The following is a 25,222-nucleotide window of genomic DNA, read 5'->3' as shown; positions in this document are numbered from 1 at the left end:
TGCGTCACGGACCGAGCGCTCTATCCCCCAACAAAGCGCATCGCGCATCTGGCTCGCCGTAAGCGTCCGGTGATTCCGTCTTGACGGCGGGTGGAGCGCTCAGGAAGGCGACGTTGTCACCCAGCGATGGGGCAGTAGTTCTTCGATCCGGCTGGCCGGCTGCATGGGCAGCCTCTCGAGCACGTCACGGATGTAGGCGTACGGGTCGATCCCGTTGAGCTTGGCCGAGTGGATCAGGCTCATCACGGCGGCGGCGCGCTTGCCGGCGCGCAAGCTGCCGGCGAACAGCCAGTTCTGCCGCCCGATCGCAATCGGCCGGATGCGGTTCTCCACCCAGTTGTTGTCGATCGGCAGATCGCCATCGTCCAGGAAGCGCACCAGCGCTTGCCAGCGGTTGAGGCTGTAGTCGATCGCCCGGGCCGTGGCCGAGCCATCCGGGATCTTCTGGCGCTGCTGCCTCATCCACTGGCGCAACGCATCGGCCACCGGCCGTGAGCGTCGCCTGCGCGCCTGGAGCCGGATCTGGCTGTCGGCATTGGCCACCTCCCGCTCGACGTCGTACAACTCGCCGAAGAACTTCATTGCTTGCTCGCCAACCTGGCTGCCGTGGTTGGTCCAGAGCTCGTGGAACTTGCGCCGCGCGTGTGCCATGCAGCCGACCTCGGTCACACCCAGTTCGAAGCAGGCCTTGTAGCCGCTGAAGTCGTCGGTGACGAGCTTGCCTTGCCACCCCGGCTGGTCCTGGGTGCCGGGCAGCCCAAGGAAGTCGCGCACATGCTGGCCGGCGCGGCTGTCGGCGAAGTTGAAGATGACGGCCTTGAGGGGGTTAAACGACGTGGTGCAGTAGCTCCACAGGTAGGCGCGGTGCGTCTTGCCGTTGCCCGGCTTGAGCATCGCCACCGGCGTCTCGTCCGCGTGCAACACCGGCTGGCGCAGCAGTTGCGCGGCCAAGGCGTCGACCAGCGGCTGCAACTGCATGCCGCATTCGCCCACCCACTGGGCCAGCGTCGAGCGCGCGATCGCATAATCGGCACGCTCGAAGATCGCTTCCTGGCGATACAGCGGCAGGTGATCCAGGTACTTGGCCACCAGCACCTGGGCCAGCAGCCCGCTCGTTGGCAAACCCTTGTCGATGACGTGCGGCGCCACTGGCGCCTGGCTGATCGTTTCGCAGCACTTGCACACCCACTTGCCGCGGATGTGGCGCTCCACCGTGAACACGCCAGGCTGGTAGTCTAGTTTCTCGGCCACGTCCTCGCCGATGCGCTGCATCGGCTGGCCGCAGCCACAGATGGTGTCATGCGGCTCGTGGTGGATCTCGCGGCGAGGCAGGTGTGCCGGCAGCTTCTCGCGCCTGGGTTGCTGCTTGTCGCCCTCGGACTTGCCCGACGGCTGCAAGGCTTCGATCTCGGCGGCCAGCGCCGCCATATCGGTGTCGAAGGTCTCGTCCAGCAGGCTGCGCTGCTCGGGCGTGTACTTCTCGCTGCGGGCGGAGAACTTCAGCCGCTTGAGGATCGCGTTCTCGTGCGTGAGCTTGTCGATCAACGCCTGCTTGAATGCCACCTCTGCGCGCGTGGCGCGCAGCCTCTCGCGCAGTTGCTGCGCATCGAGCATGTCCAGGTCGTCGGCGATCACGGCACATGATCTTGCCCGCAGGCCGCCCAGTCCACCATCGGCACATGCCGCAATGGACGCGCTACAGCAGTGTGATCACGCCTGCTTCGCCGATGCGCTGCCAGGGCAGGCCCAGCACGAGGGCGTCGAACTGCGGCCGGCTGAGCGTGAGCGTGCCACCGACGTCCCGCGGCCAGACGAAGCGGCCGCTGTTGAGCCGCCGGGCTGCCAGCCACACGCCGATGCCGTCGTGCACGAGAACCTTCATGCGGTTGGCTCGCCGGTTGGCGAACAGGTACGCATGGTGCGGCCGCGCCGAGCCGAACACCGTCACCACACGTGCCAGCGCCGCTTCGGTGCCGGCGCGCATGTCCAGTGGCTCGACAGCCAACCACATCACATCCACGCGGATCACCGCAGCAGCTCGCGCATCCAGGCCGACAGGTCCATCGCGGCGCTCATCGGCCAACTCAGCTTCACCGTGATGCCGCCACGGCGCAACTCAACCTCGATGGCCCGATCATCTGCAGGCCTCGGGACGACTGGTGCAACAGTCACCGGCACGAATTGCCCAGCCATCGCATCAGGCGCCGCCTCGCGAGCCAGCTTGCGCCAGCCGTGCACGATGTTGGCGTTGATCCCGTGTGCCATTGCCACCTTGGCCACCGACGCACCAGCCACCGCGCACTCGGCCAGAATCTGCGCCTTCAATTCCTAAGCGTAGTGGCGCCGCTTGCGACTGTTCTCAGCTTCCATCGTGTCCAGCTATTCGTTTAGCTGGACAGCATCGTTATCGCCCCGCGGACGGCTCAAGATGGGTTCGCCGGACGCTTACGGCTCGCCGGCAATAACGTGGTTTACGATTGGACACACATTAGAAGACTCGTTCAGCCAATCCATTGGGAGAACCTGTGATCCGACTAACCGTGCCGTCCGTCAAAGGCGTCGATGCCAAGACTTTGTGGGGTTTTATTGGCCAGCTCGCTCATCCCTCTGTTGCTGTCGAAGGCACGTTGACAAAGTTCACGGTGCCCTCGCGGACGGGATGGAAGCTAAGCGTCGCTGACGGCCGTGTCCTGTATGTTTTCGCTAAGGCACCGCTGGAAGGCCAGATGCCTAACGACGGGCCCATTCTCCTCGGCGATATCGCTGATGGCGCGGTCGAGGTCGAGGTAGATCTGAGCAAATGCAAGTGGCTCGCCCACCCAGGACTCGGTACTGGCCCTACGGCCGAGCAGGCTAGGGAAAGTTGGTTCGCTGCGTTCAACTTTATTGGCGAGGACCAGTTGCGCGAAGGACAAGTTGGCTTGCGCCGCCCTCAGCTGGGCGCTCTCCACGCAATTCACGCCCATTGGTCTACTAAGAGCGACGTTGCGACCGTCGTTATGCCAACCGGCACGGGGAAAACCGAGACGATGTTGGCCGCAATGATCTCAGGCATGTGCACGCGGGTCATGGTGATCGTGCCCACGGATGCGCTGAGGACGCAGATCGCGTTGAAGTTCTTCTCGCTGGGTATTCTGAAACACCCCCGCTCGGTGCTGCTCGCAGCGAACGTACTGAGGCCTGTTGTCGGCACGCTTGAGAAGCGGCCCACAGCCGTTGAGGAGGTGGATGAACTGTTCAGGCGGTGCAACGTCATCGTGACAACCAGCGCACTTGCGGGGAAGTGCAGCCACGAGGTGCAAGTCAGGATGGCCGAACTCTGCACGCACCTATTCATCGACGAGGCCCATCACGCTGCGGCACCGACCTGGCACGCGTTCAAGTCTGTTTTCAAGGCTCAAATGCGGCATGTCTTGCAGTTCACTGCTACACCTTTCCGGGAAGACGGGGTGCCCCTGGATGGCGAGATCATTTACGTCTATCCCATGAGGCAGGCACAGCGCGAGGGCTATTTCCGGCCCATCAGATTCGGCTCGGTGTATTCCTTCAACGACGCCAGAGCCGATCGCGACATCGCCGCCAAGGTCATCGAAGAGCTCAACGCCGATGCCACCGGTCTGCACGTTGCCATGGCGCGCGTATCCACGCAGATTAGGGCTGCACAGGTGCTCGCAATCTACCAGGCACTCGGCCAGTTCAATCCAGTGATGCTTCACAGCGGTATGAAGAAGGCCGACGCCCAGGCGGCGCGCAGCCAACTCGACCAGCGCCAGTCGCGCATCGTCGTATGCGTGGACATGCTTGGCGAAGGCTTCGACATGCCGGAGTTGAAGATCGCGGCCTTCCACGACCTCCGCAAGAGCCTGGCGGTGACGCTGCAACTGGCCGGCCGCTTTACCCGCTCCAGGGACGACTTAGGCGACCCGGTGTTTATTGCCAATGTCGCAGACGTCAACCTGCGTGAAGAACTGCGAACCCTTTACACCCAGGATCCTGACTGGAATCTCCTGCTTCCCAACCTCAGCGAAAGCGCAATCGGGCAGGAACTGGACGCGCAGCGTTTCATGAGCGGGTTCGACAATCAGTTGGACGAGATCCCCGTAAACGAAATCAGGCCGGCCGCCAGCATGGTGGCCTACCGGACGCGCTGTGCCCAATGGAACCCTGCCGAGTACAGCAAGGCGTTCCCTGGTCTGGCCGAAGGGGAGGAGATCTACCCGGTACTTAATGAGAGGGAAGGCACGCTCATCATCATCGCGGCCAAACGGCAAGGAGTCGCCTGGACCGCCGTACCCGCCGTGGAGGGGCTGGTTTGGGAACTATGCATCGCCGTCTGGGACCGGGACCAGTCGCTGCTTTTTGTACACGGATCCACGAACACGGGCAACTATGCGCCGTTTGCGCGTGCCTTGTGCGGTGCCGACGTCGAGCTGATCCAATCGCCCGCCGTCTTCAGAGCGTTGGCGGGCATCAATCGATTGATGCTGATGAACGTCGGTCTGGACGAGCAGTTCGGTCGCCAGGTTCGGTACACGGGGCGCATGGGGCCTGACGTCGGTTCACGCTTGACCGATGCGGCCCTGGGAACGACCACAAAGGCAGTCCTCGCCGGTTTCGGCTTCGAGAACGGCGGTCCTGCCTCGATCGGCGCAGGCAAGAAGGGGCGGGTCTGGGCAACCTTGCGGCTCAAGGTCAACGAGTTTGCCGCATGGTGCAAGCACGTCGGTGCCAAGCTTATCGATGAGAGCATTGACCCAGAGGGAGATCCTAAGGGGTACGTTGATACCACGACTGGTGGATGCGCGGCCGGCTACGGTGCCGGTCGGCGTCGATTGGCCTGTCGACCTACTCGACCTCGTGGAATCGGCGACCAAGATTTCCTTTGTTCACACGGTCCAGGAACATCTGACCAACGTCAGCATCGAGGTTCGCGACTTCAGTTCGACCGGACCGATTGTCCTGCGCGTATTCAGTGAGTCCAGGGAGGTTCAGGTTCGGCTCAACTTTATAGGTCATGGCAACGCTGCGGACTTCGAGTTCGTCTACGAGGGTGCTGCCACCGCAACGATTCATCGCGGTGTCGACCACGACCTCTGCGCATACCTTACTGACCATCCGCCGACGATATGGTTCGCCGATGGATCGAGGCTGGAGGGCAACACACACGTTGAGCTGCGCACTGCGGCGCAGTTGTACGCGCGAGACCGCCTTGAGGTGCTCGACTGGACAGGTATCGACATCACCAAGGAGTCGCAGAGAGAGGAGCGCCGGACAGACTCAGTCCAGTACAGAACGATCCAACACATCAAGGCGGAGAACAGGCACGAAATCGTGTTCGATGACGACGGCGCGGGCGAAGCCGCGGACATCGTCGCCATCAGTCTGGACAGCGAGACGCAACCCCGAATCATCACTGTAGACCTCTACCACTGCAAGTATTCGGGCGGCGCCGCGCCCGGGGCTCGCATTGACGACATGTACGTCGTCTGCGGACAAGCGCAGCGCAGCGTCATGTGGCTTCACAACAAGGAACGTCGCACTGACCTATTTGCGCACCTTCTCAAGCGGGACGCCGACCGTGTGGAGGGCGGCCGGCCAACACGCTTTGAGGTCGGTACCAAAGACCGATTGGCCCAGATCCGTGATCTCAGCCGCGTCTGTGCCGTCACGTTGAGGGTTTACATCGTCCAACCAGGCCTCTCCAAGACGGGAGCAGCTGATCATCAGCTCGCCCTGCTCGGCGTGACAGACCGCTTCCTGTCGGAAACCTACCAGACCCCTCTCAAGGTGTACTGCGGATAGACCGCCCGCGTCCGCTGCCCCGCAAGGTCGCGGGCAGGATGGACCGTCTGCAATCTATCTGAGACCTTGAGTCCGCCCGCCACCAGCGGCCGACGGCAACCGCTGCAAAGTTGTCACTGGGAAGATGACGGCTACGAGGCTTCTCCTGTCGTTCTTGAACCATTGCCCATGGCATTTTCTCTGACCGATTCCCGGTGGCTGATTGAGTGGGCGCTGATCCGGTTGCATCGTTGACACAGGAGACAAAGGAGAACAAGCTGACGGCTCTCTGAAGGAGAGTTTTCTTGCCGAACGCCATGAGACTCATCGCCGGTCGCTTGCCTCGAGTAACGCCGGATGAAGTGCGTCGATTTGTCGGCACCGTGGAGGTCCGCGATGCCGAGGCCTTTGCCGCCGAACTGGAGGTGTTCATGCAGGAATGGCTGCAGCGGGTCGAATTGCCCGCGTCTCTGGAGATAGCGTTGTCCCGACAAGCAGTGGAGCATGCCTTGGTTGTCCAGGCCGCAGCCTTGAAGGCAGATACCCGCTGGACACCCGGCAGGACAGATATCCAGCGCGGCCGCGAGGCGATGCTGGAAGCCTACGGCCGGCCGCACAACCTGCCGCTGCCGGAGTTTGCTCAACTGGCGAACAAAGTCCGCCAGCAGATCTACAAGGACATCGACGCGAGACGACTGCTGGCACTCAACGTTGGCCCCCGCGGGCGCAAACTGCCCGACTGGCAACTCGATCCGGTCAAACGCCGACTCACCCAGGCCATTTTGCAGGGAGCGCCAGGAGTCGATACGTGGACGCTCTATCGGGCCTTGTCCGACCCGCTCGAAGGACTGAATGGCCTCTCCCCGGTCGACGCCGTGACGGAGGATTCGATCGATGCAATTGCCAAAGTTGTCTTCAACGTGCTGGGCGTGCATTGATGAACCATGGTACAGAGGCGCGAAATGTCCCATCGCACAAAAATCGAGCAAGAGACCCCCGCCCTCCAGGCATTCCTTGGACTACTGGACAAGGACATCGATGCCGGACGCCATCTCCAGCCGCTGCCGGACGACTGGCTCCAAGCCATGCAGACCTTCGCTTGCCATGGAGCCGCCCTGGACGAGGACTTCGAAGGCGATGTCGCGCTCTGACGACCGAGGCTGACGTCAGGGAAAACAGCGCCGTGTTCGGCGTTACTTATCCCATTCGATGACGGAACGCTGGCGCATCCTTTGGCCAGCCGCACAACTTTCCACTGCCGGAGTTTGCCCGGCTGGCGAACAAGTTGCGCCAGCAGATCTACAAGGATCTCGTTTTAGGTCTGAGCGCACGCTCACATCGAGGCTGTGATCGCGCGGCCCTGCTGGAGAACTCGGCAAGAACCAGGTGTCCGTATTGCCCCTGAACGAGGTGGTGACAGATGTTAGATTTTTAACTAAAATATCTAACAATCAAGGTCAATTCAGCCATGAGCACGTCCCAAGCCATCCGTGAACGCATCGCCTCGCAACCCGCAGGCGAGCCCTTCACCCCCGCATTGTTCGCGGGGCTGGGTTCGCGCGCGGCCATCGATCAGGCCTTGATGCGGTTGGCGAAGGCGGGCAGCGTCGAGCGCATTGGTCATGGCCTGTATCTCGTGCCCAAGGCCGGGCGGTTCGGCATCAAGGCGATGCCTGCGCCCGAACTGGTGGCGCGGACCGTGGCCGAGGCGGAAGGGGCGACGATCGAGGTTCACGGGGCAGAAGCCGCACGGCGCCTGGGATTGTCCACGCAGATGCCGGCGCAGGCGGTTTTTCAGACCACAGGCTCCTCGCACCAGATCCGGCTGGGCAAACTGGTCGTCCGACTGCAACACGTGGCGCCGCGCAAACTGGCGCTGGCTGGTCGGCCTGCGGGGCAGGCGCTGTCGGCCCTCTGGTACCTGGGGCGAAGCCAGGTCACACCGGACACGTTCAAGCAGATCGCGAAGAAACTGCCGGCGGGCGAGTTCGAGGCGCTGAGCGGAGCCAAGGCGTCGATGCCGGCCTGGATGGTGGAAGCCCTGGCCCGTTACGAGCGAAGCGAACCGGCCCATGCCTGAATCCATGGCGCACTACTTCGATTTGTCCCTGGCCGAGCAGGCTTAGTTGTTGCATGGCTTGACGCCAGCGCTGGCCGCCTTCGAGCAGTGTTAGAGCGGTCGCCGCCGATAGTGCATGCACCGCGAGTCGCTACGGAATGACTGCCTTCCCCGTGCACAATGTGGTAACAATTGTTTGCAACGGAAGGGGTGAACAAGGTATGGCCAGGCGAAAGAAATCAGGAGCGGGTGGAGGCATTGGTGCAGTCGTCGTGGTGCTGCTAGTGCTGCTGGCTGCCATTCCGCGCGAGGTCTGGATGGGGGTTGGCGTGCTCGCCGCCATCGGCGTCGGCATCTATCTCTATTTCAAGTCCAAAGGCGGTGCGCAGGAAGTACCTCAGGAGGCTGCTCGTCCTGCTCGCGCTGTCCCTCGTCCCGAGAGTCGCACACCGGCTGCGCCAAGCCCGGCGGTCAGTTCCCGCGCGGCCAGCCGACTCCATGACGATGAGCAGCCTGTCCCGGTTGTGGCGAGCCCTGTGCCCGTCACACCGTCCTTTCGCATCCCTGCTGCACCGAAGCGCTTTGGTCCCGCCACCTGGGTCCCTGCTGGAGAAGCGGTAGAGGTCGGCGGTGTTTCGGTTCCCGGTGGCCTTGTCTATGTCGGCACGTCGTTGCCGACGCCCATGGGTGGCAATGATCCATGCCTCATCGATCCGTCGAAATCTGTCGCATCCAAGGGTGACTACACAGAGCGGCAGATGGGTTACTGGCCGAGTTACTCGGAGATCTCGTCTTCCGCTCGGCGTGCCTACCTGAATTGGCTGGTTAGCGGCAGGGAGGATCCCGAGGCCGATGTCGGATACGTCTTCATCTTCTTCTATGGGTTGGAGCGCCGCGCCATTCTGGATGCCTCGAAGGACGATGCGGCTAAAGGTGACTGGCCCGTCATTGCCGCGGAGTTGCGCCGGCTGTTGGACATCTATGGCCCCAAGTCGGGCTCGTTCCGAAGCTACGCCGGTTCGCTGCTTGATTGGGTATCACTGGCCGAGCACCCCGAGAAGGCCTATCTCAAGCCCATCCCGAGTTTTCCCAAGACCTACGAGTTGCCACTTTACATCCGGGTTGCCCTGGGTCAGGCGGCGGTCGATGGTGTGCCGGTGCCGGCGCAACTGGCATTGGCCTGGGCCAAGCTGGATCCAACCAACTACCTGCGAACGCCGGCAACGCGTTGTGCCGAGGAGTTCGACAAGCTGTTCGTGTCCAAGTATCACGAGGCGTTTGGGCAGGGCTTGGTTCTTCCCAGGAACAAGACCAAGATCAAGCTGGTTCATCGCCCCGCCTCTGCAGGCTTTCACGGCTACAAGGACTTGAGCCTGTCCTTTGGGAATACGCCCGACGTCACCGTCCTTACGGCGCCCATCAAGAAATTGCGTCAGGTCGTCGAGGCGGCTACGAAGGAGTTGGAGCCGTTCAGTCGCTATGTGGGGCGGAATCCAGATGCCAGGCATGCGCTGGAGGGGTTGCTGCAATTGCCTGCCACATTGTGGCCCGAAGGTGCCCAGAAGGCCTTGCATGCCCTGAAGGCACGCATGGGCGGGGGGATGATCGCCATGGCGTTCCAGGAACTGCTTGGCAGCCTGGATGCGAAGACGACGCTGACGAGGGACCGGGCGCTGGCGTTGGCGCGTGCTCTCGAATCCTTGAATATCGGCATCGAGCCCGATGTCCTGGGTGGAGCCAAGCTGCCCAAGCCGGACGAGAAGGTTGTGTTGTTCGCCGTTCCGCCGGGAGAGGTGGCCAGCCGCTCGACGCCGGCTTACCAGGCCGCTGTGTTGACCTTGGACCTGGCGTCGGCCGTGGCTGCGGCCGATGGCGAATTCAGTGTCCAGGAAATGGGTCATCTCCGGGCACAGGTGCAGTCCTGGGCTCACCTCACGCCGAACCATGTCCGCAGGCTTCTGGCGCATCTGCGCCTGCTGATGACAACGCCGGCGTCATTGACTGCGTTGAGAAAGAAGCTGGAGCCGCTGGACGCTGGCGCCAAGGGGACCATTGCCGCCTTCATGGCTACGGTCGCGCAGTCCGATGGGGATGTTTCGCCGACGGAAGTGAAGATGCTGGAGAAGGTCTACAAAGCCCTTGGTGTGGAGCCCAGGAAGGTGTTCTCCGACGTACATGCAGTGGCTGCGGGGGTGAAGCCAACGGCGGCGGCTGTCGCGAAAGTCGAGGAGACCGGGTTCAAGCTGGATCCCGCGCGCATTGCCGCCCTCCAGAAGGACACCGAAGCGGTATCGGCGCTGTTGTCGGGGATCTTCAAGGAAGAGGAACTGCCTGAACTCGCGCTCGTTGAAACTGAGCCTGAAGGCGATGCGGAGGCTCCACCTCCTGGGTTGCTCGGCCTGGATGAGGCGCACAGTGCGTTGGCGCGTCTGCTGCTGTCGCGACCCGAGTGGACGAAGGACGAGCTCGGCGATGCCGCAGCGGATCTGGATCTGATGATCGACGGTGCCATCGAAACCCTCAACGAAGCGGCTTTCGACCTGCACGATGTCCCGTTCACTGAGGGTGAGGAGGTGGTGACTGTGAACCCTGAACTGTTGGAGAAGATGGAAGCATGAACGCACCGATCCGCCCCAGAGACCGCGACGCGGTCATCCAATCGTTGCGCGCGGGTGTCGTTCCCCGCAGCGGCCAGCATCTCATCCAGGTCGGCCGTGTCCGGGAAATCGAGACGCTGGTGGCCGACATCGCCCGCATCGCCGATGGGGGATCGGCATTCCGTGTCGTCATCGGCGAGTACGGCGCTGGCAAGACCTTCTTCCTGAACCTGGTGCGTGCCGTGGCCCTGGAGAAGAAGCTCGTGGTGGCGACGGCCGATCTGAACCCGGACCGGCGTCTTCACGCCAGTGGCGGACAGGCCCGCTCGCTCTATGCCGAACTCATGCGCAACCTGTCGACCCGAACGAAGCCGGATGGGGGCGCGCTTGCGGGCATCGTCGAGAAGTTCATCGCCACGGCGAAGACGGAGGCCAAGGCGTCCAGCCAATCGACTGAGGCGGTCTTGCGCCAGAAGCTCGACCAATTGACCGAACTGGTGAACGGCTACGACTTCGCGGACGTCATTGCCGCTTACTGTCGTGGCTATGAGGAGGGCAACGAGAAGCTCAAGTCCGATGCCATCCGCTGGCTGCGGGGGGAATTCGCCACCAAGACCGATGCCAGGCAGGCGCTGGGTGTGCGGAGCATCGTCGACGACTCGGAGGTCTATGATCAGCTCAAGCTCATGGCGCGCTTCGTGCGCCTTGCCGGCTTCGCTGGCCTGCTGGTCGGCCTGGATGAACTGGTCAATCTCTACAAGCTGGCCAACACGCAGGCCCGCAATGCGAACTACGAACAGATCCTGCGCATCCTCAACGACTCGCTGCAAGGCACGGCCGTGGGCCTCGGGTTTGTCCTGGGCGGGACGCCGGAGTTTCTGCTGGACACCCGGCGAGGGCTCTATAGCTATCCGGCCTTGCAGAGTCGCCTCGCGCAGAACACCTTCGCCTCGAACGGTCTGGTCGACTTCAGCGGGCCGGTGGTCAGGCTGTCGAGTCTGACGCCCGAGGACTTCTACGTTCTGCTGCAGAAGATTCGTGCCGTCTACGCCTTCGGCGATGCCGACAAGTTTCTCGTCCCGGATCAGGGGGTCTTCAGCTTCATGGAGCACTGCTCCAAGCGCATCGGCGATACCTACTTCCGAACGCCGCGTACGACCATCACGGCCTTCATCAACATGCTCGCCGTGCTGGATCAGAACCCGGGTGCAGCGTGGCAGGACTTGCTGGGCGGCATAGAGATTACGGCGGACACGGGTGGCGCGGCCGATCAGCAGGTCGACGCGGACGAGGGCGATGAGTTCGCCTCGTTCAAGATGTGACGGGCTTGGCCTGAACGCATGTCTGGCGAAAGCGCATCCTTCTTTCTTCTCGATGAGCGCATCCAGCGCTTCATATGGGCTGAAGGCTGGGACTCGCTGAGAGACGCCCAGGAGGCGGCCATCCCGCTGATCGTCAAGGCGGATCGGGACGTCATCGTGGCAGCCGCCACGGCCGCAGGCAAAACAGAGGCCGCTTTCCTACCGGCACTGACGCACCTGCTTCAGACGGAGCCGCTGGGGCTCATCGTCTATATCAGTCCACTCAAGGCGCTTATCAATGATCAGTTCGGTCGCCTCGATCGACTGTGTGAGCAACTGGAGATTCCGGTCTGGCCTTGGCATGGCGACATCTCTTCTTCGGCCAAGGCGCGCTTCCTGGCGAAGCGGCAAGGGGTGTTGCTCATCACGCCGGAGTCTCTTGAGGCGATGTTGTGCCATCGAGGCACTTCGATCGGAGCGGTGTTCGACCGGTTGGCGTTCTTCGTCGTTGACGAGCTTCATGCCTTCATCGGATCGGAGCGCGGCAAACAGCTTCAATCCCTGATGCACCGCATCGAGCGAGTCCTTGGTCGCCAGGTGCCGCGTGCTGGCCTTTCGGCAACACTGGGCGACATGCGCCTGGCGGCCGATTTCCTGCGCCCGGGGCAGGGAGAATCGGTTGCCCTGGTGGAGTCGAAATCCTCGCACAGTGAACTGAGAATCCTGGTCAAAGGCTACGAGGAGCCTTTGACCATACGCAATGAGGATGGTGACGAGGAGCCGGAACCTGTCACACCGGCGAAGATCGCGCTGCATCTGTTCCAGGGTTTGCGCGGTACTAACAACTTGGTCTTCCCGAATTCGCGCCGTGAAGTCGAGCGGTACACGCACCTTCTCAACAGACTTTGCGAGCAGCAGAAGGTGCCCAATGAGTTCTGGCCGCACCACGGCAGTCTGTCCAAGGAGATCCGCTCGGAGACCGAGGCAGCCCTGAAACAGAAGGAGTTCCCGGCGACGGCCATCTGTACCAACACGCTGGAGTTGGGCATCGACATCGGTGCCGTCAAGAGCGTGGCTCAGATCGGCCCGCCACCATCGGTGGCAAGCTTGCGCCAGCGCCTGGGCCGGTCTGGCCGCCGTAAGGGAGAGCCCGCCATCTTGCGGGGCTACAGCGTAGAGAACGCGCTTGGTGGCAAACCCTCACTCGCCGACGAACTCCGGCTGGAGACTATGAAGGTGACGGCGATGATTTCGCTGCTCCTGGAGGGCTGGTTTGAACCGCCCATGGCGCATGGCGTTCATCTGTCGACGCTGGTTCAACAGATGCTGTCCTATGTGGCGCAGAACGGCGGGGCGTCCATCGGGCAGCTCTATGCGATGTTCTGTGCTTCCAGAGCCCCTTTCATTGGGTTGGACAAAGGCGAGTTTGTGGAACTTGTTCGCCATCTCGGCCAAAAAGAACTGCTGATGCAGGAGTCCAGCGGTCTTTTGCTGCATGGCCGTGTCGGCGAGAAGTTCGTCAACCACTACACCTTCTATGCCGCGTTTGCCGCAGACGAGGAGTTCCGCATTGTCTGCGGCGGAAAAACGCTCGGCACTTTGCCGGTATCGCAGATGCTCAGTGTGGGCCAGCGCATCCTGTTCGCCGGCAGGACTTGGCTGGTGGAAGACATCGACGAGGAGCAGAAAACCATATTCGTCGTCCGCTCCGGTGGCGGAGCGCCGCCGTTGTTCTCCGGTGGAGCAGGGCGCACGCATACGCGCGTTCACCAGCGAATGCGTCAGCTGTTCGAGTCTTCCGATGCGCCGCCGTTTCTTGATGATGTGGCCAAGCGGCTCCTGGCTGAAGGCCGTGCAAACTATGCTGAGCGAAACTTGGCAAACGACTTCGTGGTTGATCAGGGGCGGGAAGTGGTGCTCCTGACCTGGCTCGGGGATGCAGCCAACGAGGCTCTGGCTTGCCTGCTTCGCCGACGAGGCTACTTAGCCCATGCGGCCGGCCCAGGCATCGAAGTTGTCAAGAGGGATTCGGGTACTGAGGGTATCGTCGATGCCCTCATCGATGCCGCGGTAGATGAGCCTCCGCCTCTCGACATGCTCTTGGCCGATGTCCGCAACCTGCAGCGTGAGAAGTGGGACTGGGCTTTGCCCGATGAACTCTTGCGCAAGGCGTATGCGAGTCTGTACCTGAACATTGAAGAGGCCCTGTCCTGGGCTAGGATGCTTCCTGGCGATCAGGCATCCCATGGCAGCGAGCCGTAGAAAGCCTCGACCCGAGCCATCGCATCTTCGAAGGAGGGCAGGTCTCCATCGACGTCCGCCTGCAGCTCGGCATAGCCTTCGCGGGCCATTCTCACCACGGTCTCATCGTTCATCGAGTCCGCCGTCGGTTCGATACCTTTGCTTCGGCAGGACATGATCAGCATCTCGTGGATTTGGGCCAGTTCCACGGCAGGGAAGGGCGGGAGCGATTCCAGCAGGAGCCAGATGTCGTAGACGTCCTGCCGGCGGTTGCGCTTGCGGATGGGTTGCTGCAGCAGCGATCGCATCTTTTCCGCGAGGACGTTGTGCAGCGAGTACGAGCGGATGGTCGCGCCGCCATCGAGCTCCAGAAGCTCGACCTCGAAAACGGCTTCGTTGAAGCTATAGTCGATTTGTACCACCCGCGGGGCGTTCTTCGCGGCCAGCCGCGCTATGGCGCCCGGGTGGGACTTGTCGGCAAAGCCGATTGTCAGGGCCAGGTTGTGATGGGTTCGGTTTTCGCCCTTGGGTTCAACCTTGCGCGACTGCAGGCGGCACGCCGTGCCATAAGGCAGCCTGTCCTCGGCGGCCGCGAGGCCTGCCTCGAATTCGGCGAGCAATTTCTCAGCATCTGCCTCGATGTACTGCTCGCTGGTGGAGAAGTCCAAGTCGCGCGTGAACCGTGTGCTGTCATAGCGGATGGCCAGCAGCAGGCCGCCTTTCATGACCATCCTGGCCTGCAGATTCTGGGAGTGGCCGATGCTGTCCAGAACGATGTGGACGGCCTCGCGGAATCCGCGTTGTCCGTGTGGGGCCGCATCGACCCAGGCTTCGATGTCGATTTCGTTCACAAGCCGTCCTCAGCGAACCCAGGCATTAGTGAGGGGACGTTGATGGAGAGCATCCACTTCTCGGAGTAGTGCGAGGCGTATTCGGCCTGAGGGTCAAGCATCCTGGAGCCGCCACGCTGGGCGTACTTTGTCCAGCCGTCGATGAGCGGATGCGAGAGGCGGCACACCTCATCGAGCAGGTAGCCTGCCCGCACTTTCTCGACCGCATTGCCGTGGCGCTCGACCTCCTCGACGATGAGCGCCAGATTGCGTTCTGCGTAGGCCCTGTAGGTGTCCACCACATGCTGGATGCCGCCACAGTTGTGGGGTTCTCGCACCATGTCCAGGAAGACGCGCCCAATCGTGGCGACCCGGATGGCCGTCGACTTGATGGTTTTGAAGGCCCCTCTACTGGAGCGCCGCATCAACTCAACGCGCTGGCCTTCAACGCGCTCGAACGGCAGGCGCCGGAGCATGGGCAGCCTGGCGGCCCGATACGCTGCGGTCTGTGCCTTCAGGTCCTTGTTCATCCGGGCGGTCGCCTGTTCGCGCCATTCTTTGTCCGTGGGCGTGGTCAGGTACAGGATCTTGGAGAAGCGATCCGTCAACCCGTGGTACTCCATGGCACTCAGATGGGAGACATAGGCGAACGGATCGGCAGAGCAGGCGACCTCCATGGCTTTCGGCTTGACGCGCCCGAAAAGGTGATAAACCGTACCTGGCTTGAAGTCCTTGTCGGGGAAGATGAGGCTGAAGGAACTCAGTCCTTCCACGACCTTCTTATAGAGCGGCAAGGCCGGAGGGTCTTGCAGGCTTTCGAGGTGTGCCGCCACGAGTGCTCCCAACTCGTAGTCGGACACGATGGGGCGATCCCACGCTGCCAGTTTCTCCTGAATGGTGCGCATGATGACGGGGAGATTGAGGAGGGGAGAGTGGTCCAATGGCCATTATCCTATACGTCCTAAGGACGTATAGGATAATGGCCATTAATTAGAATGTCAAGGAGTGGAGTTTGATGACTATTTAATCTAGATGCATACTACGTCCTTAGGACGTAGTATGCATCTAGATTTTATTAGGGGATTGTTCCAGATCGAGGCATCGGGGACTTCATGATCGCCGTGATGGTGGCCGCCTGCCGAAATCAACTGCCACACGTGCTCTGAACCCCTGCTGCAAGGCAGGCGAGCAAGAAATTGCGAGTCCAAGCCTACGAAGACCAGACAAGGCCGAGCCAAGGCCGGGCGGTTCGGCATCAAACCGATAGCCTGCGATCGATTCCTGATGCGGCATTGCTCAATGCGCTGCAACGAGACTACCAGACCATGCTGGATGCCCAGATGTTCTACGGCGAGACCTTGGTCTTCGATCGCATCGTCGAGCGCCTGACCGCGTTGGAGAGGGAGATCAGCCGCTGGCCAGGGCTGCGACCAGCAAGCCGGCACTGAGCGGTGGTCGCCGGTATGGGTGGAGTGTGGGCATGGCATCGGCTTTTCTGTTGCGATGCCGATACCTTGGCCGCGCCCCGAGGTCTGGTCAGCCAGGAATGCGAACTGGGCGCTGCCCGGTTTTACCGAGGCGGTGCGGGCGTGACCCGCGTACCGTCCGGGCTCATGGCGAAGCCAGCGCGCGGCAGGCGGGGAATCAGCCTGGTTTGCCGCTTGGATTTGCAGTTGGATTGCGTTATGGGACAAAAAATGGTACATTACGCAAGTCAACTGCAAATCCCTGGCGGAGCCATGCCCCAACACCTTTCGGATGTCCTGAACGCCTGTGAGCGCATGGGCAAGCTGAACGTGCGTGGCGAAGAACTGCGCACCAAGTTGCCCGGCGCCAGTCCCGAAGCGCTGCGCAAGGCGTTGTACCGCCAGCAGCGCGCCGGGCGGCTGGTTCGCCTGTCCCGTGGCTCGGATCACTGGCTGATCGTGCCGCTTCAGCACGCGAGCACGGGCAGCCCGCCGCTGGAGACCTGGCTCGATCCCTGGCTGCGCAAGACCCTGGGCACGCCGTACTACGTCGGGCTGCTCAGCGCGGCGGAAACCTATGGCGCCTCACCTTATGCGGTCATGGTCACGCAGGTGATGGTGGAGAACAATCGCCGCCCGGTCACTGTGGGCCGGCACGAACTCGTTTTCCATGCCTGCTCGCGCATCGAAGCGATGCCGACCCGCTGGCACGAGAGCGCCGATGGCCGCTTCAAGGTCAGCACGCCCGAGTTGACCACGCTCGACCTGATCCAGCGCGAGAGCATGCTCGGCGGCATGGTGCGGGTGCGGGAAGTCCTGCGCGCGCTCTGGCCGCACTGCACGCCGCAAGGCCTGATCCTGGCGCTGGACGCCATGCAGAGCGTGCCGGTGGCCCAGCGGCTCGGCGCGCTCCTGACACTGGACGACCAGGCTGGCTTGCGGGCGCCGCTGTCGGATTGGCTGCGAGACAGGCCGACGCGGCTGATCGCACTCGAAGGTGCGCTGCCCCCGGGGAACGAACGCGACGGCCACACGGATACGGATTTCAAGGTCTGGGTTCCGCCCCAGCAGGGAGCGAACTCATGATGCAGCAAACCCACCTGACGGCCTGGCAGGCCCAGGCCCCTTGGCCCAAGCGCAGCCAGATCGAGCAGGACTTGCGGCTGTCGCGCGGCGTGGCGGCCATCTTCAGCGACGAGGTGCTGCGCGAGCACCTGGCGATGCGTGGCGGCACGGTGCTGCACAAGGCTCATCTGGCGCCCGCGGCGAGGTATTCGGAGGACATCGACCTGGTGCTGGTCAAGGCCATGGACACCGACACGCTGGATCGCCACCTGCGCCGGGTGCTGGCGCCGGTGCTGGGCCGTCCGAGCGATTCGTTGATCGCCGATGCCTGGCTGGTGATCCGCAACGTGCTGCGGCCCTCCAAGATCCTGCGCACCGCCTACAAGTTCGTGCCGCTGGGCCTGCAACGCGAGGAAACCATCAAGGTGGAGGTCAACCTCAACGAAAGCGCATCCCTCTATCCGCTGGTCGATGTGGCGCTGGACGTGCTCAATGAGGACGGCGATCCCGTGCAGGCTATGGCGCGCTCCTACGACATCAACGAGATGCTGGGCACGAAGACGCGTGCGCTGATGCAGCGCGAACAAGGGCGCGACCTGTTCGACCTGGCCCATGCCTGGCAACTGAGCGAGGCCGGCAGCACGCCCTATGCCGTCGATGGGGCCAAGGCCATGCAGGCGTTCGTCTGGTATCTGGAGAAGGAAGGCACGCATTTCAGCGCCCAGGAAGCCAACGCGCACCTGGACGCGCGCCTGGACAAGGCGGGCTTTCGCCATGACATGGACACGCTGCTGCGGCCCGGGCTGCCGGCCTTCGACGTGGACCGGGCGGGCGAGATCGTGCGCGAGGCGTATTTCCGTCACCTGCCATAGCGCAGGCGACAGCAACAGCGCCGCCATGCCCACCGCAAGCGTGGATCACGGCATGCGTGGCCTCCGGGGCTGATCGCGGTTCGTCTACCGTGATGCCGTTGCCGTTGCCGTTGCCATTGCCATGGCCGCGTGTCGCGGTGTGGCCGGCCGGGAATGCGAACGAGGCGTTGCCGTATTCCCTGTGCAGACGCTGCTGCCTGCGAAATCCCGGCTCTTGTTCGTCGCCTCGGCCAGCCGCCCCAGCAGCGGCGTCAGATCCACCAGTCGGGCCGCCACCACGTTGCACACGTCCCCGCGCTGCGTCGCGCCGAGGACGTCCTTGGAAGTCGCTGGACAGTTCTGCCGTCGAGGGTGAAAAATAAGGCTACAATCAAGGTCTTCGCTGGCTACCTCGGCGAAGAAAGAGCTTGGAATCAACGACTTAGTGCCCTAGTGCATGACTCTTTTCCCGCTCCAACGGATAGCGTCCATGGAGTTCCACTGAGAGCCATGGAGCGCAGAAAAAGGAGCTTCGGCTCCTTTTTTCATGGCTGTTTGGTGGCCGAAGCGTCCACCGAGATCCAGGGACATCCACCCACAGCCAGCCTTTTTTAGTCCTGTTTTAAGGCCACAATTTACCCCGTACCAAGGCAGTACACCTAGGGATGCTCTTCACCAATCCCATGCGAGCGTGCTGATGTGCTGAGGCGGTGGGAAATTTCATCGCTTGCGCGCCGCTGAGCCGAATGAATGCGCTGGCAGCCTGTTTTGAGCGCTTGCACACGCTCCTGGCAGGCACTTTGGGCCCTTCATCCCTGCTGCGGGCGCACCTGTCCCATCAGCACGTGGCGCACCATCCACAGATTGCTCAGCGCAAACAGCGTCTTGAGTTGAGCCGTGTTCTTGGCCAGCCCCCGATAGCGCACCTTCACATGGCCGAACTGGCGCTTGATCACCCGAAACGGGTGCTCCACCTTGGCCCGAACGCTGGCCTTGAGCTTCTCGATCCTGTGCGTGAGCGCGTCGATGGGGTTGTTGTCCACATCCAGCGCCCGGCGCTTGCCCGGGCCCAGCGCCACATGCCAGGTCACTTTCGCGTTCGCATCGGGGCGCTTGGCCACCCCCTGGTAGCCCGCATCCCCGAAGGCCACCTCTTCCTGGCCATGCAGCAGGCTGTTGCCCTCGAGCACGTCGCTGACGTTGCCGGCCGTGCCGCGCACGGTGTGCACCAGCCCCGACTCGGCATCCACCCCGATGTGTCCCTTCATGCCGAAGTAGTACTGGTTGCCCTTCTTGCTCTGGTGCATCTCGGGGTCTCGGGCGCCGTTCTTGTTCTTGGTCGAACTGGGTGCGGCAATGAGCGTGGCATCCACCACGGTGCCGGCCTTCAGGAGCAGGCCCCGGCCGCTGAGCAGGTCGTTGACGGTGGCCAGGATCTGATCGGCCAACTTGTGTTGCTCCAGAAGGCGACGAAAGCGCAGGATGCTCGAATCGCTGGGCAGTGCGTCGCCCCAGTTGCTCAGGAGCGCGAAATCGCGAAACACGGGCACGTCGTGCAGTGCTTCTTCCATGGCCGGGTCCGACAGGTTGAACCACTGCTGCAGGAAGTGGATGCGCAGCAGCACTTCGACGCCAAAGGGCTGCTGGCCGCGCCGGCCGGCTTCGGGGGCGTAGGGCTCGATCAGGCAAACCAACTCGACCCACGGGATGACGCGATTCATCTGATCCAGGAACTCGCGCTTGCGTGTGCGGCGGGTGCTGGTGCCAAGGCCAAGGCTGTCTTGCTGCATGAGGCGCATGTTCGCTCACCGGGCAGATTCCACCAAGCACGCGAGTGACTGATTCGTGAAGAGCATCCCTAGGGGCTGCGCTGGGGCTGAAGGGGTACGATGCGATCCTGGTTCCCGTCCACGAAAGGAGGAGGGATCCCATGCCGCTCACGGATATTGCAGTCCGACAGGCCCGTCCGAAGGACAAGAACTACACGCTCAGCGATGGCCGTGGCCTCGGTTTGTGCGTGACGCCCAGTGGCGGCAAGAACTGGTACTTCCGCTACTCCTGGTTGGGCAAGCAGCAGCGCATGGCGCTGGGCAGGTACCCCGAGATCAGTCTGAAAGAAGCGCGGGTTCGGCGGGAGGAGTCCCGGGCCTGTGTGGCGCAAGGCATTCATCCTCTCAAGCGTCGCCGGCAGGAAGTTCTGGTGAAGCGTCTGGCGGGAGACCGGCAGTTCCAGGGGGTCTCCGTCACAGGAGCATCGAGTCTGGCCTTCTGTTGTCGTCAACAAGGACAGCAGCGTCGATACCGAATTGCCCGTCAGCAACCAGTACATGTAGGAGCAGTTCAGGCCCTTGAGCTGCTGCATCAGCGATGCCTATGTTGGGCCCCTGGGCGAAGGCATGGTTGAAATCCATGCTGACATGGCGATCGAGCAGAAGTCGCGGTGAGCCAGGCTTGCACACAAGGCCCGATGTGCGGGTGCTGGTTTGGCCCAGCCTACCCAGGCCGCGTATCCGGAGATCCACTGGAAAGGAAAGCAGGAACGCTTGGCCCTGGCAAGCAAGTTGCAGCAGTCAATCTGACGATCATGAGCAAGACCCTTGAATTCATCATCGGCCATCTGCCGCCAGTCACGGCGCATGACGCTCAGCGCTTCTCCGCTGTCGTTGATATCCGGGATGTCGGAGGCTTTGTGGCTCAATTGCAGGCGTTTGTGCGCGAGCGCGTGGAGGCGGTGGAGCTTCCCGCCGCCCTGAAAACCCCGGTGGGGGAGCCGTCCTTGGCTCGCAGGGCTGCAGCCCTGCGCTCCGGCATGCGCTGGGTGCCGGGAGACACCCCTATCCAGCGCGGCCGCGCCACGCAGTTGGCAGCCTTTGGCCAGCCGCACAACCTGCCGCTATCCGAGTTTGCGCGGCTGGCGAACAAGTCGTACCAGCAGATCTACAAGGACATCGTTGCCCGCAGGCTGCTGGCGCTGAACGCGGGCTCGCGTGGCCAGAAGCTGCCCGACTGGCAGCTCGATCCGGTGAAGCAGCAGTTGACGCAGGCTGTGCTGCAGGAGGCTAAAGGGATCGACTCCTGGACGCTGTACCGTGCATTGTCTGAACCGCTCGAAGGCCTGGGCGGACGCTCACCCGTTGAGGCCGTGACCGATGGCTCGATCGACGATGTGGCCTTGGCCGTATTCAACGTCCTGGGCGTTCACTGAGGCAGGGTCTAGAGCCAGTCCGTTGATAGAGACCATCCGGTGCTCCGTTCTGGGGACGGTTGGCACTCGCGGAAGACTCGCCCCCGGTTGAGCCAGCATGGATCGAACTGGCGAGTCGTCATGACTCCAACATGGGAGGAGGCACCGCAGAAGCATGCAACTCAGCCTCCCTGGCTCTCCGCAACGAAGCGGCTTCAATACGCGGATCGGTCGTGCCGGAGAGCTTGGCAAGAGCCAAATGTCCCGTATCGTCCTGTATAGGTGGATGGCACATTGTTAGATTTTTCATTAAAATATCTAACAACCAAGATCAATTCATCCATGAGCACGTCCCAAGCCATCCGTGAACGCATCGCCTCGCAACCCGCGGGCGAGCCTTTCACCCCCGCGTTGTTCGCGGGGCTGGGTTCGCGCGCGGCCATCGATCAGGCCTTGATGCGGCTGGCCAAGGCGGGTAGCGTTGAGCGCATTGGTCATGGCCTGTATATCGTGCCCAAGGCCGGGCGATTCGGTATCAAGTCGATGCCTGCGCCCGAGCAGGTGGCGCGAACCGTGGCCGAGGCGGAAGGGGCGATGATCGAGGTTCATGGGGCGGAAGCCGCACGGCGCCTGGGGCTGACGACACAGATGCCGGCACAGGCGGTTTTTCAGACCACAGGCTCCTCGCACCAGCTCCGGCTGGGCAAACTGGTCGTCCGACTGCAGCACGTGGCGCCGCGCAAACTGGCGCTGGCCGGTCGGCCTGCGGGGCAGGCACTGTCGGCCCTCTGGTACCTGGGGCGCAGCCAGGTCACACCGGACACGTTCAAGCAGATCGCGAAGAAACTGCCGGCGGGCGAGTTCGAGGCGCTGAGCGGAGCCAAGGCGTCGATGCCGGCCTGGATGGTGGAAGCCCTGGCCCGCTACGAGCGAAGCGAACCGGCCCATGCCTGAATCCACGGCGCACTACTTCGATTTGTCCCTGGCTGAGCAGGCCGAGTTGTTGCATGGTTTGGCACCGGTGCTGGGCCGCCGCGCTGAAATTCTGGAAAAAGACATCTGGCTGTGCCAGGTACTGGGTGTCTTGTTCGCGCTGCCGATTCGCAAGCCGATGGCGTTCAAGGGTGGCACGTCGCTGTCCAAGGTCTATCAGGCCATCGAACGTTTCTCCGAGGACATCGACGTCACCATCGACTACCGGAGTCTCGTGGCCGATGTGCCTGACCTTGCAAGCCTTTCCAACACCCAGCGCAAGAAGCTGTCCGATGCGCTCAAGGTGGCTTTGGTGAAGCACGTCACCGAGGAACTGGTGCCGGCCCTGCGACAAGCGCTGGCGCAAGCGCTCCCCGCGCATGAAGTCACCATCGAAGTCAGCGACGACGCGGAGAAGCTCTGGCTGTACTACCCGAGCGCGGTGGAGAACACGGATGCCTACCTGCGGCCGAGCGTCTTGCTCGAATTTGGCGGGCGCAACGCCACGCTGCCGCAGGACACCATGACGATCGTGCCGGATGTGGCCGTCCACGTGCCGGGGCTGGCGTTCCCGACTGCCCAGGTGGCGGTGCTGTCACCGATGCGAACGTTCTGGGAGAAAGCCACGCTGATCCATGTCGAGTGCCATCGTCCTGATCTGCGTGCTGGCGCCGAGCGGCTGTCGCGGCATTGGTATGACCTGGCGCGCCTGGCCGATCACGAAGTGGGGCGCAGGGCACTGGCCGATACCGAGTTGCTGCGTGACGTGCTGCGCATCAAGGAGACCTTCTACCGCAGCGGGTTCAGCCACTACGAGCTGTGCCAGACGGGTGGCCTGCGGTTGATTCCCGATGCCGCGTTGCTTAATGCGTTGCAGCAGGACTACCAGGCCATGCTGGACGCCCAGATGTTCTACGGCGAGACCTTGGTCTTCGATCGCATCGTCGAGCGCCTGACCATGTTGGAGAGCGAGATCAATCGCCAAGGATGAGCCGCGGCTCGCGGCCGATAGATAGACGCTCGTTGGATGTCCTTGGAAGTCGATGGACAGTTCTACCGTCGAGGGCGAAAAAAAATAAGGCTACAATCAAGGTCTTCGCTGGCTACCTCGGCGAAGAAAGAGCTTGGAATCAACGACTTAGTGCCCTAGTGCATGACTCTTTTCCCGCTCCAACGGATAGCGTCCATGGAGTTCCACTGAGAGCCATGGAGCGCAGAAAAAGGAGCTTCGGCTCCTTTTTTTCATTGGGGTTGTCCATCGAAGCCCGGGCATGTCCATTTGCAGCCAGCCTTTTAAAGGCCTGTTTGCTGATGCCCTAGCGCGGGGCGCATCGCAAGAGACCCTCAGCCACCTCGCTTCAGGCGCCCCCCCAACCTGCGCAACGCCGGCTGCGGGCAGCGAGCAGATGCGGGTGTCACCGATTGGCTATTGCATGATTCATTGAGTCATGCCAGCAGGGAGAGATGCCTGGTCGTTCCCGGCCAAGCCATTGCTAAACTGCAAGGCACGCCGCATGCGTGCTGTCGCGGTAAACCGGAGCGTCGGGCGGGGCCCGGATGCTTTCCTCGGCAAGCGTGGGGCCGGCGTCATCCGCTTCGCGCCAGCGCCGGGCAGCGAATTCCAATCAGAAAGAGACTCAGCATGACAGCTTCCCAAGCAGTGGATTTGCCCCTTGAAGGCGTGCGCGTACTCGATCTCTCTCGCGTGTTCGCCGGACCGCTGTGCGGACAGGTGCTGGCCGACTTTGGCGCCGAGGTCATCAAGATCGAACACCCGGCGCGCGGGGACGACACGCGGGACTGGGGCATCCGCGTCGGCAAGACCGAAACCACCTACTACAACAGCATGAACCGCAGTAAGCGGTCGGTCACGCTCGACCTGCAAAGCGCCGAGGCGCTGCGCATCGTGCACGAGCTGCTGCCGCAATGCGACGTGGTGATCCACAACTTCAAGACCGGCGGCGCCGAGAAGCTGGGCCTGGGCTACGAGCAGCTCAGGGCCTTGCGGTCCGACCTGATCTATTGCGCGGTCGCCGGCTACGACAGCAGCGGTCCCGAGGCCAAGCGGCCCGGCTACGACCTCGTGATCCAGGGCGAGGCGGGGCTGATGGCGCTGAACGGCGAGGCCAATACGCCGCCGCTAAAGTTCGGTGTGGCCGTGGTCGATCTGATGACCGGCATGTATGCCGCGCAGGCCGTGCTGGCCGCGCTGTTCCAGCGCCAGCGCACCGGCCGGGGCCGGCTGATCGAGATGGCGCTGTACGATTGCGGCCTGATGGTCACGGGCTACTACGGGCTCGATGCGCTCAAGCTCGGGCACGACCCTGAGCGTTACGGCAACGCCCATCCTTCCATCGTGCCCTATGGCATGTTCGAGGCGGCGGACGGTCCGCTCATCATCGCCGTGGGCAACAACAGCCAGTTCGACAAGTTCTGCCGCCAGGTCGTCGAGCGGCCCGACATCGTGGAGGATCCGCGCTTTTCCACCAACGTCAACCGCTCGCATAACCGCGCGGAACTCGTGCCGCTGCTCAGCGGATTGATCCGCTCCTTCCCGCGCGAGCTGCTGCTCCATCGCATGACGGCCGCGGGCATCCCCTGCGGCAGGGTGGCGGGCCTGCACGATGCGCTGACCTGCGAGCGCACGCGGCGCGGCCAACTGGTGCAGGACATGCCGCACCCCGTCACAGGCACCACGCCGGTGTTTGCGCCGCCCTACCGGCTGGACGGCCGGCGCCTGCCCATCCGCAACGCCCCCCCCACGCTGGGCGAGGGCACGCGCGAGGTGCTGCAAAAGCTGCTGGCCATGAGCGACGAGCAACTCCAGTCCCTGAGCGAGCAAGGTGTGCTGACGCTGCCGACGACCGGGTGATGC

General features: G+C 62.7%; 22 protein-coding genes. 16 read left to right on the top strand and 6 right to left on the bottom strand.

The features are described from left to right. Positions 1 to 99: 99 nt before the first annotated feature. The 3 genes from tnpC to QM772_RS05660 form a co-directional block, all read right to left on the bottom strand. Positions 100 to 1,614: an IS66 family transposase gene (tnpC, locus tag QM772_RS05670; RefSeq protein WP_415139481.1), complete on the bottom strand. Its 1,515-nt coding sequence runs from the start codon at positions 1,612 to 1,614 to the stop codon at positions 100 to 102. 82 nt (positions 1,615 to 1,696) lie between these two features. After that, the gene (tnpB, locus tag QM772_RS05665; RefSeq protein ID WP_415134471.1) at positions 1,697 to 2,005 is read right to left on the bottom strand and encodes an IS66 family insertion sequence element accessory protein TnpB; all 309 of its coding nucleotides are present in this window, start codon (positions 2,003 to 2,005) and stop codon (positions 1,697 to 1,699) included. Positions 2,006 to 2,025: 20 nt separating this feature from the next. Next, the gene (locus tag QM772_RS05660; RefSeq protein ID WP_415134470.1) at positions 2,026 to 2,325 is read right to left on the bottom strand and encodes a transposase; all 300 of its coding nucleotides are present in this window, start codon (positions 2,323 to 2,325) and stop codon (positions 2,026 to 2,028) included. A 215-nt stretch (positions 2,326 to 2,540) separates the two neighbouring features. Here QM772_RS05660 and QM772_RS05655 point away from each other — a divergent pair, with 215 nt between their 5' ends. The 8 genes from QM772_RS05655 to QM772_RS05620 all read left to right on the top strand — a co-directional run bounded on the left by QM772_RS05655 (position 2,541) and on the right by QM772_RS05620 (position 14,000). After that, on the top strand, positions 2,541 to 4,976 hold the full coding sequence (locus QM772_RS05655) for a DEAD/DEAH box helicase (RefSeq protein ID WP_415134469.1): 2,436 nt from the start codon (positions 2,541 to 2,543) through the stop codon (positions 4,974 to 4,976). Further along, a complete protein-coding gene (locus tag QM772_RS05650; RefSeq protein WP_415134468.1) occupies positions 4,858 to 5,802 on the top strand; it encodes a hypothetical protein in 945 nt (314 codons plus the stop codon). The genes QM772_RS05655 and QM772_RS05650 overlap by 119 nt, the downstream gene beginning before the upstream one ends. A 284-nt stretch (positions 5,803 to 6,086) precedes the next feature. Beyond that, complete coding sequence (locus QM772_RS05645; RefSeq protein WP_415134467.1) at positions 6,087 to 6,719, top strand: integrase; 633 nt, start codon at positions 6,087 to 6,089, stop codon at positions 6,717 to 6,719. Positions 6,720 to 6,743: 24 nt separating this feature from the next. Beyond that, positions 6,744 to 6,932: a hypothetical protein gene (locus tag QM772_RS05640; RefSeq protein WP_135149260.1), complete on the top strand. Its 189-nt coding sequence runs from the start codon at positions 6,744 to 6,746 to the stop codon at positions 6,930 to 6,932. A gap of 317 nt (positions 6,933 to 7,249) precedes the next feature. Continuing rightward, on the top strand, positions 7,250 to 7,861 hold the full coding sequence (locus QM772_RS05635) for a DUF6088 family protein (RefSeq protein WP_415134466.1): 612 nt from the start codon (positions 7,250 to 7,252) through the stop codon (positions 7,859 to 7,861). Positions 7,862 to 7,998: 137 nt separating this feature from the next. Beyond that, complete coding sequence (locus QM772_RS05630; protein ID WP_415134465.1) at positions 7,999 to 10,458, top strand: TerB N-terminal domain-containing protein; 2,460 nt, start codon at positions 7,999 to 8,001, stop codon at positions 10,456 to 10,458. Beyond that, positions 10,455 to 11,759 (top strand): ATP-binding protein, encoded by a 1,305-nt coding sequence (locus QM772_RS05625; protein ID WP_415134464.1) that lies wholly within the window; start codon positions 10,455 to 10,457, stop codon positions 11,757 to 11,759. The genes QM772_RS05630 and QM772_RS05625 overlap by 4 nt, the downstream gene beginning before the upstream one ends. An 18-nt stretch (positions 11,760 to 11,777) precedes the next feature. Further along, the gene (locus QM772_RS05620) at positions 11,778 to 14,000 is read left to right on the top strand and encodes a DEAD/DEAH box helicase (RefSeq protein ID WP_415134463.1); all 2,223 of its coding nucleotides are present in this window, start codon (positions 11,778 to 11,780) and stop codon (positions 13,998 to 14,000) included. Here QM772_RS05620 and QM772_RS05615 read toward each other — a convergent pair. Further along, entirely contained in the window at positions 13,973 to 14,830 is an 858-nt protein-coding gene (locus QM772_RS05615; RefSeq protein WP_415134462.1) for a nucleotidyl transferase AbiEii/AbiGii toxin family protein, read from the bottom strand. The two genes, QM772_RS05620 and QM772_RS05615, sit on opposite strands and share 28 nt — an antisense overlap. Beyond that, positions 14,827 to 15,714: a type IV toxin-antitoxin system AbiEi family antitoxin domain-containing protein gene (locus QM772_RS05610; protein ID WP_415134461.1), complete on the bottom strand. Its 888-nt coding sequence runs from the start codon at positions 15,712 to 15,714 to the stop codon at positions 14,827 to 14,829. Before QM772_RS05610 ends, QM772_RS05615 begins: the two co-directional genes overlap by 4 nt. A 291-nt stretch (positions 15,715 to 16,005) precedes the next feature. Here QM772_RS05610 and QM772_RS05605 point away from each other — a divergent pair, with 291 nt between their 5' ends. From QM772_RS05605 to QM772_RS05595, 3 genes are all read left to right on the top strand, one after another. Continuing rightward, a complete protein-coding gene (locus tag QM772_RS05605) occupies positions 16,006 to 16,257 on the top strand; it encodes a hypothetical protein (protein ID WP_415134460.1) in 252 nt (83 codons plus the stop codon). A 291-nt stretch (positions 16,258 to 16,548) separates the two neighbouring features. Continuing rightward, positions 16,549 to 17,361, top strand: coding sequence for a type IV toxin-antitoxin system AbiEi family antitoxin domain-containing protein (locus tag QM772_RS05600; protein ID WP_415134459.1), 813 nt, complete (start codon positions 16,549 to 16,551; stop codon positions 17,359 to 17,361). Beyond that, positions 17,358 to 18,212, top strand: a complete 855-nt coding sequence (locus tag QM772_RS05595; RefSeq protein WP_415134458.1) for a nucleotidyl transferase AbiEii/AbiGii toxin family protein — start codon at positions 17,358 to 17,360, stop codon at positions 18,210 to 18,212. Before QM772_RS05600 ends, QM772_RS05595 begins: the two co-directional genes overlap by 4 nt. Positions 18,213 to 19,000: 788 nt before the next feature. On the opposite strand, the gene QM772_RS05590 is transcribed toward QM772_RS05595, so the two are convergent. Further along, positions 19,001 to 19,981, bottom strand: a complete 981-nt coding sequence (locus QM772_RS05590; RefSeq protein WP_415133009.1) for an IS5 family transposase — start codon at positions 19,979 to 19,981, stop codon at positions 19,001 to 19,003. A 140-nt stretch (positions 19,982 to 20,121) separates the two neighbouring features. Between QM772_RS05590 and QM772_RS05585 the strand changes: the two genes are divergently transcribed. The 5 genes from QM772_RS05585 (at position 20,122) to QM772_RS05565 (ending at position 25,219) form a co-directional block, all read left to right on the top strand. Then, the gene (locus QM772_RS05585) at positions 20,122 to 20,595 is read left to right on the top strand and encodes an Arm DNA-binding domain-containing protein (protein ID WP_415134457.1); all 474 of its coding nucleotides are present in this window, start codon (positions 20,122 to 20,124) and stop codon (positions 20,593 to 20,595) included. Between the two features lie 180 nt (positions 20,596 to 20,775). Then, positions 20,776 to 21,396: an integrase gene (locus QM772_RS05580; RefSeq protein ID WP_415134456.1), complete on the top strand. Its 621-nt coding sequence runs from the start codon at positions 20,776 to 20,778 to the stop codon at positions 21,394 to 21,396. Positions 21,397 to 21,717: 321 nt separating this feature from the next. Then, positions 21,718 to 22,329 carry a DUF6088 family protein gene (locus tag QM772_RS05575; protein ID WP_415134455.1) on the top strand — a complete coding sequence of 204 codons (612 nt, stop codon included), beginning with the start codon at positions 21,718 to 21,720 and terminating at the stop codon, positions 22,327 to 22,329. After that, positions 22,322 to 23,338: a nucleotidyl transferase AbiEii/AbiGii toxin family protein gene (locus QM772_RS05570; RefSeq protein WP_415134454.1), complete on the top strand. Its 1,017-nt coding sequence runs from the start codon at positions 22,322 to 22,324 to the stop codon at positions 23,336 to 23,338. Before QM772_RS05575 ends, QM772_RS05570 begins: the two co-directional genes overlap by 8 nt. A 651-nt stretch (positions 23,339 to 23,989) precedes the next feature. Next, positions 23,990 to 25,219: a CaiB/BaiF CoA transferase family protein gene (locus QM772_RS05565; RefSeq protein WP_415134453.1), complete on the top strand. Its 1,230-nt coding sequence runs from the start codon at positions 23,990 to 23,992 to the stop codon at positions 25,217 to 25,219. The last annotated feature ends 3 nt before the right edge of the window (positions 25,220 to 25,222 follow it).

It is taken from the genome of Ottowia sp., from assembly GCF_047601385.1.
Taxonomy (GTDB): domain Bacteria; phylum Pseudomonadota; class Gammaproteobacteria; order Burkholderiales; family Burkholderiaceae_C; genus Ottowia.
The sequence above is the reverse complement of the archived record's forward strand: the minus strand, read 5'-3'. Positions and strand labels throughout refer to the sequence as shown.